Origin of the sequence: Bifidobacterium sp. MSTE12, from assembly GCF_000513015.1 — a bacterium.
In the GTDB taxonomy this organism is placed as follows: domain Bacteria; phylum Actinomycetota; class Actinomycetes; order Actinomycetales; family Bifidobacteriaceae; genus Bifidobacterium; species Bifidobacterium dentium.
In genome coordinates, this window is record NZ_AZYA01000002.1 from 1 (window position 1) to 10,690 (window position 10,690).

At 64.4% G+C, this 10,690-nt stretch carries 21 protein-coding genes; 1 reads left to right on the top strand and 20 read right to left on the bottom strand.

Annotated elements, in window-relative coordinates; genetic code table 11:
• Positions 1-54: 54 nt before the first annotated feature.
• The 3 genes from HMPREF1494_RS11045 to HMPREF1494_RS00030 all read right to left on the bottom strand — a co-directional run bounded on the left by HMPREF1494_RS11045 (position 55) and on the right by HMPREF1494_RS00030 (position 1,544).
• Complete coding sequence (locus tag HMPREF1494_RS11045; RefSeq protein WP_034466170.1) at positions 55-351, bottom strand: HNH endonuclease; 297 nt, start codon at positions 349-351, stop codon at positions 55-57.
• A 166-nt stretch (positions 352-517) separates the two neighbouring features.
• Positions 518-1,309: a MerR family transcriptional regulator gene (locus tag HMPREF1494_RS00025; protein ID WP_034518105.1), complete on the bottom strand. Its 792-nt coding sequence runs from the start codon at positions 1,307-1,309 to the stop codon at positions 518-520.
• Positions 1,302-1,544, bottom strand: coding sequence for a hypothetical protein (locus tag HMPREF1494_RS00030; protein WP_034466148.1), 243 nt, complete (start codon positions 1,542-1,544; stop codon positions 1,302-1,304). The genes HMPREF1494_RS00025 and HMPREF1494_RS00030 overlap by 8 nt, the downstream gene beginning before the upstream one ends.
• Positions 1,545-2,074: 530 nt before the next feature.
• Between HMPREF1494_RS00030 and HMPREF1494_RS11405 the strand changes: the two genes are divergently transcribed.
• Positions 2,075-2,461 carry a hypothetical protein gene (locus HMPREF1494_RS11405; protein WP_155807142.1) on the top strand — a complete coding sequence of 129 codons (387 nt, stop codon included), beginning with the start codon at positions 2,075-2,077 and terminating at the stop codon, positions 2,459-2,461.
• A 355-nt stretch (positions 2,462-2,816) separates the two neighbouring features.
• Here the strand turns inward: HMPREF1494_RS11405 and HMPREF1494_RS00045 are convergent, their stop codons facing one another.
• The 17 genes from HMPREF1494_RS00045 to HMPREF1494_RS00125 all read right to left on the bottom strand — a co-directional run bounded on the left by HMPREF1494_RS00045 (position 2,817) and on the right by HMPREF1494_RS00125 (position 10,475).
• Positions 2,817-3,323 carry a single-stranded DNA-binding protein gene (locus tag HMPREF1494_RS00045; protein ID WP_034518113.1) on the bottom strand — a complete coding sequence of 169 codons (507 nt, stop codon included), beginning with the start codon at positions 3,321-3,323 and terminating at the stop codon, positions 2,817-2,819.
• Complete coding sequence (locus HMPREF1494_RS10940) at positions 3,323-3,748, bottom strand: hypothetical protein (RefSeq protein ID WP_051404687.1); 426 nt, start codon at positions 3,746-3,748, stop codon at positions 3,323-3,325. Before HMPREF1494_RS10940 ends, HMPREF1494_RS00045 begins: the two co-directional genes overlap by 1 nt.
• Complete coding sequence (locus HMPREF1494_RS00055; RefSeq protein ID WP_034463738.1) at positions 3,748-4,053, bottom strand: hypothetical protein; 306 nt, start codon at positions 4,051-4,053, stop codon at positions 3,748-3,750. Before HMPREF1494_RS00055 ends, HMPREF1494_RS10940 begins: the two co-directional genes overlap by 1 nt.
• On the bottom strand, positions 4,050-5,261 hold the full coding sequence (locus tag HMPREF1494_RS00060) for a DNA cytosine methyltransferase (RefSeq protein WP_051404688.1): 1,212 nt from the start codon (positions 5,259-5,261) through the stop codon (positions 4,050-4,052). The genes HMPREF1494_RS00055 and HMPREF1494_RS00060 overlap by 4 nt, the downstream gene beginning before the upstream one ends.
• Positions 5,258-5,647: a DUF4326 domain-containing protein gene (locus tag HMPREF1494_RS00065; RefSeq protein WP_051404689.1), complete on the bottom strand. Its 390-nt coding sequence runs from the start codon at positions 5,645-5,647 to the stop codon at positions 5,258-5,260. The genes HMPREF1494_RS00060 and HMPREF1494_RS00065 overlap by 4 nt, the downstream gene beginning before the upstream one ends.
• Complete coding sequence (locus HMPREF1494_RS00070; RefSeq protein ID WP_034463745.1) at positions 5,644-5,886, bottom strand: hypothetical protein; 243 nt, start codon at positions 5,884-5,886, stop codon at positions 5,644-5,646. The genes HMPREF1494_RS00065 and HMPREF1494_RS00070 overlap by 4 nt, the downstream gene beginning before the upstream one ends.
• Positions 5,883-6,185: a hypothetical protein gene (locus tag HMPREF1494_RS00075; protein WP_034463748.1), complete on the bottom strand. Its 303-nt coding sequence runs from the start codon at positions 6,183-6,185 to the stop codon at positions 5,883-5,885. Before HMPREF1494_RS00075 ends, HMPREF1494_RS00070 begins: the two co-directional genes overlap by 4 nt.
• Complete coding sequence (locus HMPREF1494_RS00080) at positions 6,182-6,535, bottom strand: hypothetical protein (protein ID WP_034463751.1); 354 nt, start codon at positions 6,533-6,535, stop codon at positions 6,182-6,184. Before HMPREF1494_RS00080 ends, HMPREF1494_RS00075 begins: the two co-directional genes overlap by 4 nt.
• 183 nt (positions 6,536-6,718) lie before the next feature.
• Positions 6,719-6,976 carry a hypothetical protein gene (locus tag HMPREF1494_RS00085; protein WP_034463754.1) on the bottom strand — a complete coding sequence of 86 codons (258 nt, stop codon included), beginning with the start codon at positions 6,974-6,976 and terminating at the stop codon, positions 6,719-6,721.
• A complete protein-coding gene (locus HMPREF1494_RS00090) occupies positions 6,973-7,302 on the bottom strand; it encodes a hypothetical protein (RefSeq protein ID WP_034463756.1) in 330 nt (109 codons plus the stop codon). The genes HMPREF1494_RS00085 and HMPREF1494_RS00090 overlap by 4 nt, the downstream gene beginning before the upstream one ends.
• A gap of 33 nt (positions 7,303-7,335) precedes the next feature.
• On the bottom strand, positions 7,336-7,623 hold the full coding sequence (locus HMPREF1494_RS00095) for a hypothetical protein (RefSeq protein WP_034463758.1): 288 nt from the start codon (positions 7,621-7,623) through the stop codon (positions 7,336-7,338).
• Positions 7,620-8,816 carry a hypothetical protein gene (locus HMPREF1494_RS11845; protein ID WP_034463760.1) on the bottom strand — a complete coding sequence of 399 codons (1,197 nt, stop codon included), beginning with the start codon at positions 8,814-8,816 and terminating at the stop codon, positions 7,620-7,622. Before HMPREF1494_RS11845 ends, HMPREF1494_RS00095 begins: the two co-directional genes overlap by 4 nt.
• A gap of 196 nt (positions 8,817-9,012) precedes the next feature.
• Entirely contained in the window at positions 9,013-9,399 is a 387-nt protein-coding gene (locus tag HMPREF1494_RS00110; RefSeq protein ID WP_034463766.1) for a hypothetical protein, read from the bottom strand.
• Positions 9,396-9,608 carry a hypothetical protein gene (locus tag HMPREF1494_RS00115; protein ID WP_034463769.1) on the bottom strand — a complete coding sequence of 71 codons (213 nt, stop codon included), beginning with the start codon at positions 9,606-9,608 and terminating at the stop codon, positions 9,396-9,398. Before HMPREF1494_RS00115 ends, HMPREF1494_RS00110 begins: the two co-directional genes overlap by 4 nt.
• A gap of 41 nt (positions 9,609-9,649) precedes the next feature.
• The gene (locus tag HMPREF1494_RS00120; protein WP_034463771.1) at positions 9,650-9,871 is read right to left on the bottom strand and encodes a helix-turn-helix domain-containing protein; all 222 of its coding nucleotides are present in this window, start codon (positions 9,869-9,871) and stop codon (positions 9,650-9,652) included.
• The gene (locus HMPREF1494_RS10945; RefSeq protein ID WP_048673172.1) at positions 9,868-10,074 is read right to left on the bottom strand and encodes a hypothetical protein; all 207 of its coding nucleotides are present in this window, start codon (positions 10,072-10,074) and stop codon (positions 9,868-9,870) included. Before HMPREF1494_RS10945 ends, HMPREF1494_RS00120 begins: the two co-directional genes overlap by 4 nt.
• Positions 10,053-10,475 carry a helix-turn-helix domain-containing protein gene (locus HMPREF1494_RS00125; protein ID WP_034463774.1) on the bottom strand — a complete coding sequence of 141 codons (423 nt, stop codon included), beginning with the start codon at positions 10,473-10,475 and terminating at the stop codon, positions 10,053-10,055. Before HMPREF1494_RS00125 ends, HMPREF1494_RS10945 begins: the two co-directional genes overlap by 22 nt.
• Between the last annotated feature and the right edge of the window lie 215 nt (positions 10,476-10,690).

Consider the following 10,690-nt stretch of genomic DNA (forward strand, 5'->3'; position numbering starts at 1 on the left):
GGCTAGGGGTAGGCGGGGGGAGGGGTAAACCCCCGTATCCGCCGACTGAATCTGTCACCAGTCTACGTCAACGGAGGCCGCTCTGCGCGGCTTCACCTTCGGGCGCGTCCCGTCTCCACGAGATTGATTGCACCTGCGGCAAAGGACTCGACCATTTTCGAGCGTGTTCTTTCCACCCCAACGGACCGGCAGGATGTGATCCGGCTCGGCGGAGTTCGGCTGCAGTCCTCGCGTGTAGTCCAGGCGCACGCCGCAGTGTGGACACTGCGCGATGCCGGCGTCGCGAGCTGCGATCAGCACTCGCTTGCGCCAGTGCTTGTACTGCGCAGTGCCTGTGCGTGAGGTCGCCACATCGACCACCTCCCAGGTATGCGGAGACCCCCGCTCCATCGGGGCCGAGAAGAGCGGGGGTCAACGCATGTGCGCGGATGCCGTATAAGGCAGAAGCCCCATCGCTTACGCGCGGGGCCACGTTAGCAAAATACACCGTGACACCCGCGCGCGCAAGCGACACGCGCTACGAGCTGGTCAAGTGCTGGAGAGCAAGAGTTTCAATGTCCCCCACCCTGTACAGACGGATGCCCCCCTCCCTCGATGCCGGGGCCACCCTCCCTCGCTGCTGCCACTTCCTCACGGTTGAGTCCTTGACCTGCACACCTGCCAGGATCTCAGCGACGCGAGTTGCTCGAGTGCGAGGCAGCAGAGACTCACGCGCCTTCGTGAGGAGCCGGTCCCAGGCGTCGGCGATCTGCTCGACCGCTCCGCACTCCCGGCAGGTCGTCGTCTCCTCATCTGGGTCGCGGACCAGTAGGTCTGCCCCGCAGGCGCTGCACTCTCCGACGAACACGAGACGCTGCCTGCCGGGAGAGGCGAGGCGCTCCAAGCGGGCGACCGAGTAGAGAACCTCGTCCGCACACTGAGCTGCCTCGGGCCAGCGTCGCAGCTTATCCTCATGAGTCTTGAACACATCCGCCACGCCCCACCAGTTGCCTTGCTTCACCCAGTAGGCCGGCCCCATCACGTGCGACAGGAGGAGCGTTGCCCAGGTGAGGATCGAGTCGCACATCTCGTCGACCTCGATCATGAGCGCGAGGTTGAGCGGCGCCCGCGACGACGGGACACCCGAGCCGCCGACCTGCTCACCCGTGCGCACACCGTGCGACGCAGCATAGGCGAGGTCACTCATCAGGCCGGGCATCGATGCGGTCGCCACACGGACGCGGGCAGCGCCGCCACGAGACAGGAACTCTCCATCGAGGAGAGGCTCACCAGTTACAGGACATGTCCGGTCGTTCATCGTCTCACTCATCTGTCGTGTCCTCTATACCTTTCCTGTACTGGTCGCGGCATACCTCAATGAGGCCGCGCCGAGCCAGCATCGAGCCGTTACCCTCGGTCATCCAAGCTGTGATGTCCGGGCGCATCGGGTCGATCGTTTCAATCATGATCTCCCATGCACCAACAAGCCTGCCCGGCCCCCGCTCACTCACCAGAGCTGCCACTGCATCCTCTAACTTGTCAAAGCCCATCTGCTCATCGCTCATCTTCTTCTCCTTCTACGGTTCCGCTTGCTTGATTGCTGCTGCTGAGGGGATCGCGGGTGCCCGGCCTGGCCCTTCCCTGCCTGGCCCTTCCCTGCCTGGCCCGTGCCTGCCCTTCCCTGGCCTGCCCGTCCCGTCCCGTCCCTACCCGACCCGAGAGTATTCGACCTGATACCCTTCGACGTCGGACTGAGGTTCGGACTTGAGTCCGAACTAGGTCGAATACGCGGACCCTCGGACGCGCGTCGCTCGGACGCGCCGGGGTCACGCACAACGGCCTCAGCGGGGCCGCTGGAGCCGCGCCCGGGGTCAACAGGCTCCCCGGACCCTCGGCCCGGGAGCACGCCCCTCGCGGGCGGCTCTGAGGCGGGGTCAACGGGCGTACCCGGATCCACGGACGGCGCAGCTTCATATCCGTAACGAGTGAGGAACTCTGCCGACCACACACCGTAATAAGGCGCAGTCGGGACAGGACGCAGCGGCGAGGCCGCGTCGAACGACTCCCGCGCGTGACCGCGCGAAGAATTGCACTCATGGCAAGCGACCACGAGACCATCGACCGAGGCGTCCCCCAGCGAGTCAGGGTCAACATGATCGAGCGTGCCGAGGTTGTACCCGGTCGGGCCGGTCCAGCGCACGACCTTCCCACAGTACCGGCACTGGTCGCCGTCGCGGAAGATCACAGCAGCTTTCTTGTTCGGGTCGCGATTCTCCCGCGACCGTGCGCGGCGGCGCATGACCTCCTCACGGGGCTGGACGTGGATAAACTCCTCGTCCGTGAACAGGCGCAGCTTGCGCTTGCCCTCTACTTCAACCCACGTGAGCAGGCCCGCAACGACCGCGACGTCAATCAGGTGCGCACTCCGCGAACGATCGCCGTCGCGGAAGGCAGCGCCCCTCTCGATAATTCCATCGGTTAGGTGCTTGGCCGAGTACGTTGCCAGCGCCATGAGGAAACCGAACATCTCGATTATCGAGATGTCCTCGGCCCCCTCAACGTCATACAAACCCATGAGCTTCGGATGACTCAGCGCCTCGTCTCCTACCCGCACCCAGGCCATTACTCGCCCTCCTTCACATTCACTCGCTTAATCTCCATTGGCTCCCAGCCGTCCTCCGGGAACAAGTCCCGGGGCCGGAACTTCGGGAAGTTGCGCCTCATCCAGTCACGCTCAGTTTTCCGCTGATACTCAGCCTCAAACCGCCGGAAACATGGCCTACAGCGCGCGTGCCCTGCAGCGAGAACCTCGCCGCAATCCGGACAGTGCCGCTCCATCAGAACGGCGGCTCAGACGGGGCAGCAGGCGCTCCCCACGGATCATGCTGCGGTGCGTCGAGCATCGCGCTCGGCGCCCACCCGCCCTCCACAGAACCAGACGCAGACCCCGCCCCGAAGCCGCCCGCGCTCGCGGGCTGCGCCTGGTTGCGGGTGACTTGCGCGCGTGCGCGGCGCAGGGAGGGGCCGACCTCGTCGACCTGCAGCTCAACGACCGTGCGGCGCTCGCCCTGCTGGGTGTCGTACGAGCGCTGGGTGAGGCGACCCTGAACGATGACGCGCATGCCCTTACGCAGCGACTCGGCGACGTTCTCAGCGGTCTCGCGCCACACGGAGCAGCGCATGAAGAGGGTGTCGCCGTCGCGCCACTCACCGGCGTTACGGTCGTAGGCTCTCGGGGTCGATGCGACGGTGAAGTCTGCGACGGCGGCGCCGGACTGCGTCCAACGCAGTTCGGGGTCAGCGGTCAGGTTACCGATGACAGTGATGACGGTTTCTCCAGCCATTACTTGCTCTCTTTCTTCTCGGTGTCCGCGTACACGAGCACGCGGACCTCATACATCGGGAGGTTCAAGTGCTTCCCCGCTAGGCGATCTGCGATCACCGTGTGTGGGCCGTCGAGGAACCGATCCGAGTCGTCAGGCAGGAGCCCGGCGTCGATCAGTCCATCCATGAGCGCCTTTACCGTCGGCGCGAGATTGCTGCGGTCACGCCGACGACGATCCGGATATGCGAACTCCATCTCGACCCGAGCGTGCTGCAACCCCAGGCGTGCGACGCCCGCGCCCTCTCGCCCCAGCAAGTAGCCCCACTGGCGTAGCTGCTTCGTGAGCCGCGAGCGCGCGGCCCAGTGCATCTTGTCGTTTGCGCTGAGCAGCTTGCTGCGGGTCAACGGTATGCTCCGCGATTCCCAGACGAGCGTCCGGCTCATCACAGGTCCTCCTCTGTGAGTTGTTCGCCGGGCTTTGTGTACCAGGCGAGGAAGTCCTCCTCGATGCGGATCGATAGCCTCATACTTCCGGGACGGGCGAAGATCACGTCGCCCTCGAGCGCCCAGATCGAGAGGTTCTGATCGCACAGCATCACCTTCCCCTCGAACGTGAAGTTCACACGCTTTCGCGCGCGGCGGGCGATCTCGTCTGCGTTATCGCGAGTCAGGCGAACTGCGCGAACGATCGCACGCTCCTGAAAGTCCTGGACGCCGTCGAGATCCTTGAGCGGGTCGAGGTTGCTCATGCTGCCTCCTTAATGGCGATCTTGGTGAGCTGGTAGATAGCGGCTGCGCCCTGCTGCGGGACGACGCCGTTCCCGAGGAGGCGGAGCTGCTGCTCGCGCGTCAGCCCGAGATCCTCGCCGGTCACATGCCCTTCGGGTAATCCCATGAGCCATTCGACGAAACGAGTCGAGAGCCGTGCTCGCCCCCCCTCGCGAGTCGGCGGGACAGTCGGAGCCGGAGCCGGACGACCGAGCATCTGCTCCCAGCGCGCGATCGCGGGCGCGTACATCCCGAAGTCGGTGTACTCGATCCGCGTCGCGAGCTTCGTCGCTTTCTCCGGCGGGCGACCGCTCGTCCGAGGAAGGCCCATAATCGCGTCAGACGCAGACGGGGTAGGCAGTAGCTCGCGAGCTACCTCGTGGAGATTCGCCCCGTAGCCGGTCGAGGATGCCGTTGCGTTCGTCGCCTGCGGCGTCGGTAACATCTGCACCGCCTGCGAGAGACTCATGCCCGTCCCCTCCTGATGACGACCGGCCTTGTGGTCCGACGCAGTCGGCGTCGGGATCAGGGCACCAGGTGCTCGATCTGATCCGCGAGACTCACCGAGTGCCCGCCCTCCCTGCGCTTCTCCGGCGGCTGCGATCCCCCGCAGCTGCCAAGGTTCGCCTGCGGGGTGGCCAGTAAGGAAAAAACGCTCTCGCTGGTGAGGGGCGCCGACGTCGGAAGCGCGGACAACGCACCATTGCGCGTCATACCCGAGGCCGGCCAGATCTCCGACCACACGGCCTGCTGCCCTGAGAGAAGGTCCATCTGCTCGGTCTCCCAGCAGTCGCGATTCTTGTTCCACCAGACTGAACGCTCCACTTGTCAGCGCTCCTCTCACGTTCTCCCAAATCACCAGACGCGGCCTCAGCGTCTTGATTGCCTCGAACATCGACTCCCAGAGGCCCGAGCGCGTGCCCGAAGCCATGCCCGCGCGCCGGCCCGCGAGGCTCAGATCCTGACACGGCGAGCCACCGCAGATAATGTCCACCGGCTCGACTCCCGACCAATCAACCTGCGTGATGTCGCCGATATTCGGGATACTCGGCCAGCGCACCTCAGCAAGCCTGCACGGCCCCGGCTCAACGTCGCTCGTCCAAGCGACCTGCGCAGCCGGATCAAGGGCCATACGCACGGCCATATCTAGACCGCCGTAGCCAGTAAAGAGACTGCCGACAGTTGTCATTCTGCGGCCTCGTCTCGGTCCCACATCCTGTAATAACGGTTCTCGAACTCGCGCTCACCGCGCGGGTTCGCGATCTCCAAGAGCACATCTGCATGGCAAGGCTGATCGAGCTTGCACCAGCAAGCCAGGTCCAAGCCCCACAGATTCCGGGCTGCGCATGACGCTACGAACCGGCCTTCGCGTGTCTGCTCGATCCACTCGCGATACCGAGCGACAGCCTCATCCGCCGACGCGACAACAAGCTCGCCGCCCTCCTCAAGCTCACGCGCCGACCGTGCGACCCTAAACGGATTGCCGTATAGGCTTCCTCGCCCTACATACTTCGTGTGCGCCGGCATCTTCCAGCCGCGAGCGCGGCGGCGCTGGATCCTGATCGGGAGCCTCATCGCTGCTCCTCAGCCCAGACGCCGACCTCTACGAGCTCGGCAGGCGTGTATCCGCGAGCGCGGGTGAAGCTGATGACGGTTTGTGCGCAGGCTTTGTGGGTGAACGCTTCAATTGCGGTGGCTTCGTTTTCGGCGTCGATGGTGATGCGGACGTTTGAGCCTTTCGGCGCGAGCTGTGTGCGGCAGACGGGGCAGCGTCGGTAGGCGTTGACGGTGCGCACGGGCTTGATCTCGATCACTTGTCGGCTCCCTCAACATCGGTCAGGTCGTAGATGTGGACACCGCACGCGGGGCAACGGCGCAGCGTGTGCGGCGGGCATGGCTCCTCGGCGGCGTCGGCAGGCTTGCCGACTTTGCCCGTGACCTGGACGAGCCTGAGACCGTGCAGGACTGTTGGGGTGGGGCCGGAGCGGATGACGAGGCCGCGGCGCTCTACTTCCTCGACGAACGCTGCGCAGGCCGTTGCGACGAGGTGCGGCATGGGTAGATGCTGGTCAGTGATCTCCCATTCGATGCTCAGGAGTCCTGCAGTTCTCATTCTCCAGCCTCCTCGGTGGTGATCGCGGCGCCCTGCGCGATGTTGACGAGCTTGTCGATGGGGTCGCCGATCATGAGGCGGATCTCGAGTGTCTCGGCGTCGTTGCCGGCGTAGCGGTCTGCGACGGAGACGGCGGCTGCGGCGAGCTCGGCCGCAGCGGCGATGATCGCTTTCTGCAGCTCCTCGATACGGTCGAGGAGGTAAGCCATATCGACGGCGGAATTCTGATCGAAGGCAGCGACAGCGTCTGTGTAGGCCTTCGCGATCGCGGCGCGATCTGCGCCTGCGTAGCTGCGCCCAGCGAACGCCACGGCGTTCAGCCTGTCCTTGATCTCGTTGATGGTGGTCATTGATGGTCCTTCTCTAGGGGTTCTTGCCCTGCACTCGCTGGTGCGGGCTTCGTGCCCGCCCGGGACTCGCACCCGGGGGTCTGCTCGTCGGGCTGCGCGGTCTTATAGCCGGTCCCGCCGTGTTTTTCTTGGTTTGCGGGTGGCCTCCCCGTGGCCGCGCTCAGCGGGGAGCAGACGGGGGAACTAGTCGACGTCGTCGACGTACTCGCACTCGCCGTTATTGAGCTTCTCGCAGGCTTCCTGAGCCTTATCGACGATCTCCTGGTAGATGTCCCGCTTCGCGCTGATCGCTTCGCGAGCGAGGCGACGCGCGTTCACATCGTGCAGCTTCTGCGTGAGCTCCAGATCCTCATCCGCAGCGAGGACAGCCTCCTGTGCATCCCAGCGGATCAGCTTCGCTTGCTCGGCATCGAGGTAAACGGCAACGTGTGCGACCTTCATGATTCGTCCTTGCTCATTCCCGAGACCGCGACTGATGCCCGCATGGCGTCGGCCATCAGCGCGGTACTGCGGGCAAGCGTCCCTGTACTCTGCAAGCCCTGATTGCCCTTCTCACCCATGATCGCGAGTGTCAGAGCGTTGCCGACTCTGAGGTACGCGTCCGCGAGCGCGCGTTCCCCTCTGTTGGTGGTCCCGCCAATTTCTGCGGTCTTGTCTGAGAGCAGCGCATTGAAGGCTGTGGTGCCGGCGCGCTCTGCTAGCAGGACGGCTGCGATTGCTGCGTCGACCTGGTTAAGCTCGACGGTGATCTTCTTCTTGAACCTCATATTTCGTCTCCTTCGTTGATTAGGCGGTCGGGGCTATGCGACGGGAGGCATTGTGGCGGCGATCGTCTTCGCGATTGCGTCGCGCGCGTCATCTGCGGCAATAGCAACGTCCAGAGCATCGATGACCTTCGACATCCTTTCGTGCTCGTGGTTGAGCGCTACCTTTGCTGCGCGGATAGCGACGTCGGTGTGGAGCGAGTCGACTTCCTCGTGGTCGATCTCAACGGAGAGGCGCTCATCCTTGAGGAAGTTATGCAGCCAGTGGAGGTCGACGAGGTCGAGGGTGAGCGTCACCGGGTTTGTGAGGGGCTTTGCGCTCATCGGGCGGTCTCCTCTTCGGGCTTACGGCCTTCAAGCAGGTGGAGGATGAGCAGGCCAGCGCCTGCGCCGCCCAAGATTGCGCCGATCATCAGCAAAAGTCCGTTGGCGGTCGCGCCAGTCTTGGCGAGGCGCTCCTGCGGGTCAGGGGCGGTCGTCGGCGCGGGCGCGGGCTTCACGGTGTCCGGGGTCGGCTTCGGTGACGGCTTCGGGAGAGGAGAGGGAACAGGCGCAGGCGTCGGCATACTCGGGTCAGGCGTGGGGACCGGTGCGGGCTGAGGCTTGGTCTTGCCGTCGCCGTCTGTACCGCCCGAGGCCTTGATCGTCGCGGTTGCCTCAAGGCTCTGGCCGTTGATCGTCGCTCGGTTGGTGTAGGCGTCCTGACCCTCGACGTGAGGGGTCGCCGCAGGATAGACGACGCAGACCAGCGAGCCGGCGGGCGGCGTGAACGTCAGCACGTGCGCGGACTCGTCGAGAGACCCGTCAGTCCAGGTCGTAGTCGCCGGATCCCAGGTCGGGCCCGACGTGCACTTCACGGCCTTCGGGAGAGCGTTCGTCTCGTCCGTCAGCGTGTAGGTCTTGCCTGCCTCGACGGCCCACTTGATGCCCCAGCTGATCGACTTGTCGGCATTGGTCCACCCGAATTTGATCGTCTCTGGTGCCGCGTACTCGAAGTGCGCGGGCGACGCGCAATCGTTCGAGCAGGTGCCCGAGCCGTCACGGTCGCCCCAGACGAGCGTGCGAGTGACTTTGCCGTTGACGACGATCTGCGTGTCCTCGGTGCCGACTGCGGCGTCCGAAAGACGCGCGCGGGCATGGAAGTTTCCGGTCACGTCGGTCTTGTCCGCGTAGGCGGAGGGAACGTCCGTGACTGTGCAGGTCAGCGTCGCCTCGTCGGCGGCGCAGGCGCCGATCTTGGTCCCGTCGTCGAGGACGAACGGGAACGAGGCCAGCCACTTGAAGCCGCCGTCCTTGCTGGCTACCGTGAACTGCTGGCCGACCGCGAGCTTCGGCGCGGACCAGGTGCCCTCGACGGTCACCTCAGACGAGGTCTGCCTGGAGGATGAGGTCGCCTTGGTGACCTGCGCGGTCATGGCCGGCGCGGCCTCGTCGGCGGCATATGCGGCGCCGTAGGGCAGCGCGAGCGCTGCGAGGGTGAGGGCAGTGCCTGCCGCCCAGATCTTCTTCGTGGTCATCGGTCTGTCTCCTTGTGGTGTTTTTTTGTTGAGGGGTAGTAGGTGAGCCCGCGCGGGGCGCGGTTCTGGGAGTCGTGAGCCTCGGTGGGATACGCGAGCGCTCGCTTCCTTGCCTGCCGCACGATCTCCCGTGCGGCTTCGTCGTGGCAGGGGCGGTCGTCGGACGCTTCGAGGCGGAGTGACTGAGGCATCGGCATCAGGCCCGCGCCTCCACGCTCGGCTCATCGAGCCGCAGCACTTCGAGGGTCACGTGAATCTGCTGGCGATCAAGATCGACCGCGATCTTCGGCGTATCGAGCGCGAAGCAATTGTTCAGCTCGGCCTCGATAATGACGTCCTGCGTCGCCAGGCAGATCAGGTGAGGCAGCGGCGCTTCTCCGTCGACGTCGTAGTAGTCGAAGTCGACGTGACGCTCGAGTAGCGTTGTCCCCTTCGCGCGGGCCTTCGATGCGGCGCGCTGCATGCGAGCGGCGATCTCCTCGATGGAGGCCGCGCGCGATGCCCCTCGGACTGCGATCCAGGTGAGCAGTCCGCATCCGACGAAGAGGAGGACAACAGCGAGGAAGATGATCGAGGCGTTCACAGCCGGCCCGCCTTCCAGTCCGCACGGATCAAACAGACCGCGAGCGCGAGGAGGCCGAGGGCCGGGAAGAAGGTCCACTCGGGGAGGCCGTCGGGGTTGCCGAGGCCCCGCATCGCGAAACCGAGGGTGAGGGCGGCGGCGAGTGACGCGCCTCCGATGAGGGTTCGCCAGGGCCGCAGGTGGCGGCGGCGTGTGTTAGGCTTGTTCACGGAATCTTCTTTCTCTAGGGGTTCTGCTGCTCCCAGCGCTTCTACCGCTGGGAGCTCTTCTTTTCGGTGAGGCCGGAGCCGAGGCTCTGGCACTGGCGGTTGAGATCGTCGCCGCTGTAGCGGACTGAGCGTCCGATCTTGATTGCGGCGACTTTGCCTTCGACTCCGAGGCGCTCGACGGTTGAGCGGGAGAGGCTGAGGGTGTCCTGGACCTGCTGGGCTGAGTACCAGCGGTCGGGTGCGAACGGGGCGACTGTGGTCATTTCCTTGACACCGCCTTGTCGATCTTTTCGGCGATCCATTCACCTGCGTCGAGGCCCATATCAGCGAGCGCTTCAAGCGAGTCGAGTGCTGCCTCGAACGCGCGTCCGCCGCAGACAAACAGGAGGTATCCGACGCAGAAGAAGACCGGGATTGCGGCGACCGCGATAATCATGCAGATGATCACCATGTAGGCGTCGCGCATGACGGCTCATCCTCGTCGTAGATACTGCCGTGGGCTGCACTGATGAGAATGACGCCGGTCGGCTTATCCGCTATCGCGTATTTCCCATCTTCGACCTCCTTGTACTTGAGGTCACTGGTGCATTCGGCGCGTTCGCGTTCGACGCGTTCGCGTTCGCGTTCGGCGTGGTCGCGTTCGCGTTCGGCGCGTTCGCGTTCGGCGCGTTCGACGCGGTTGAGGAGGTCTCGGACTGTGATGCCGAGGACTTCCGCGAGGCGCTCAACTTCCGGCAAGGTCAGATCTCGGCGGGCATTGAGCTTGAGGGACAGGCTCGCGCGGCTCATACGAGCGCGGGCAGCAAGCTCCGTCTGAGAGATGCCCAGCTCACGGGCCATGCTCTTGATTACGGCTGCGACCGTCATCTCATGGTTCCTTTCTACATTTGTAGACCAATGACTACTATATAAGTCTACAAATAGAGATTTTGCAACTCGTTTTCATGTGACATGGGTCTACAAAAGTAGATATGCTTACCTCATGGGAAGCAGATCTCTTAAATCGAGTCCCTTTGAACGCGCTGTCTTAGCTGTACTCAAGGAGCGTCTGCAAAGTCTGGACCTCACTATCGACCGGCTCG

Bases quoted from the DNA above. Each gene is read 5' to 3' on its own strand.
- HMPREF1494_RS11405 (WP_155807142.1), top strand. From the start codon at position 2,075: ATGGCAAGCGACCACGAGACCATCGACCGAGGCGTCCCCCAGCGAGTC.
- HMPREF1494_RS00065 (WP_051404689.1), bottom strand. From the start codon at position 5,647: ATGAGGCTCCCGATCAGGATCCAGCGCCGCCGCGCTCGCGGCTGGAAG.
- HMPREF1494_RS00045 (WP_034518113.1), bottom strand. From the start codon at position 3,323: ATGGCTGGAGAAACCGTCATCACTGTCATCGGTAACCTGACCGCTGAC.
- HMPREF1494_RS00060 (WP_051404688.1), bottom strand. From the start codon at position 5,261: ATGACAACTGTCGGCAGTCTCTTTACTGGCTACGGCGGTCTAGATATG.
- HMPREF1494_RS00030 (WP_034466148.1), bottom strand. From the start codon at position 1,544: ATGAGCGATGAGCAGATGGGCTTTGACAAGTTAGAGGATGCAGTGGCA.
- HMPREF1494_RS00080 (WP_034463751.1), bottom strand. From the start codon at position 6,535: ATGACCACCATCAACGAGATCAAGGACAGGCTGAACGCCGTGGCGTTC.
- HMPREF1494_RS00025 (WP_034518105.1), bottom strand. From the start codon at position 1,309: ATGAGTGAGACGATGAACGACCGGACATGTCCTGTAACTGGTGAGCCT.
- HMPREF1494_RS00055 (WP_034463738.1), bottom strand. From the start codon at position 4,053: ATGAGCAACCTCGACCCGCTCAAGGATCTCGACGGCGTCCAGGACTTT.
- HMPREF1494_RS00125 (WP_034463774.1), bottom strand. From the start codon at position 10,475: ATGACGGTCGCAGCCGTAATCAAGAGCATGGCCCGTGAGCTGGGCATC.
- HMPREF1494_RS00075 (WP_034463748.1), bottom strand. From the start codon at position 6,185: ATGAGAACTGCAGGACTCCTGAGCATCGAATGGGAGATCACTGACCAG.
- HMPREF1494_RS00090 (WP_034463756.1), bottom strand. From the start codon at position 7,302: ATGAGGTTCAAGAAGAAGATCACCGTCGAGCTTAACCAGGTCGACGCA.
- HMPREF1494_RS10945 (WP_048673172.1), bottom strand. From the start codon at position 10,074: ATGCGCGACGCCTACATGGTGATCATCTGCATGATTATCGCGGTCGCC.
- HMPREF1494_RS10940 (WP_051404687.1), bottom strand. From the start codon at position 3,748: ATGAGCCGGACGCTCGTCTGGGAATCGCGGAGCATACCGTTGACCCGC.
- HMPREF1494_RS00085 (WP_034463754.1), bottom strand. From the start codon at position 6,976: ATGAAGGTCGCACACGTTGCCGTTTACCTCGATGCCGAGCAAGCGAAG.
- HMPREF1494_RS11845 (WP_034463760.1), bottom strand. From the start codon at position 8,816: ATGACCACGAAGAAGATCTGGGCGGCAGGCACTGCCCTCACCCTCGCA.
- HMPREF1494_RS00095 (WP_034463758.1), bottom strand. From the start codon at position 7,623: ATGAGCGCAAAGCCCCTCACAAACCCGGTGACGCTCACCCTCGACCTC.
- HMPREF1494_RS00120 (WP_034463771.1), bottom strand. From the start codon at position 9,871: ATGACCACAGTCGCCCCGTTCGCACCCGACCGCTGGTACTCAGCCCAG.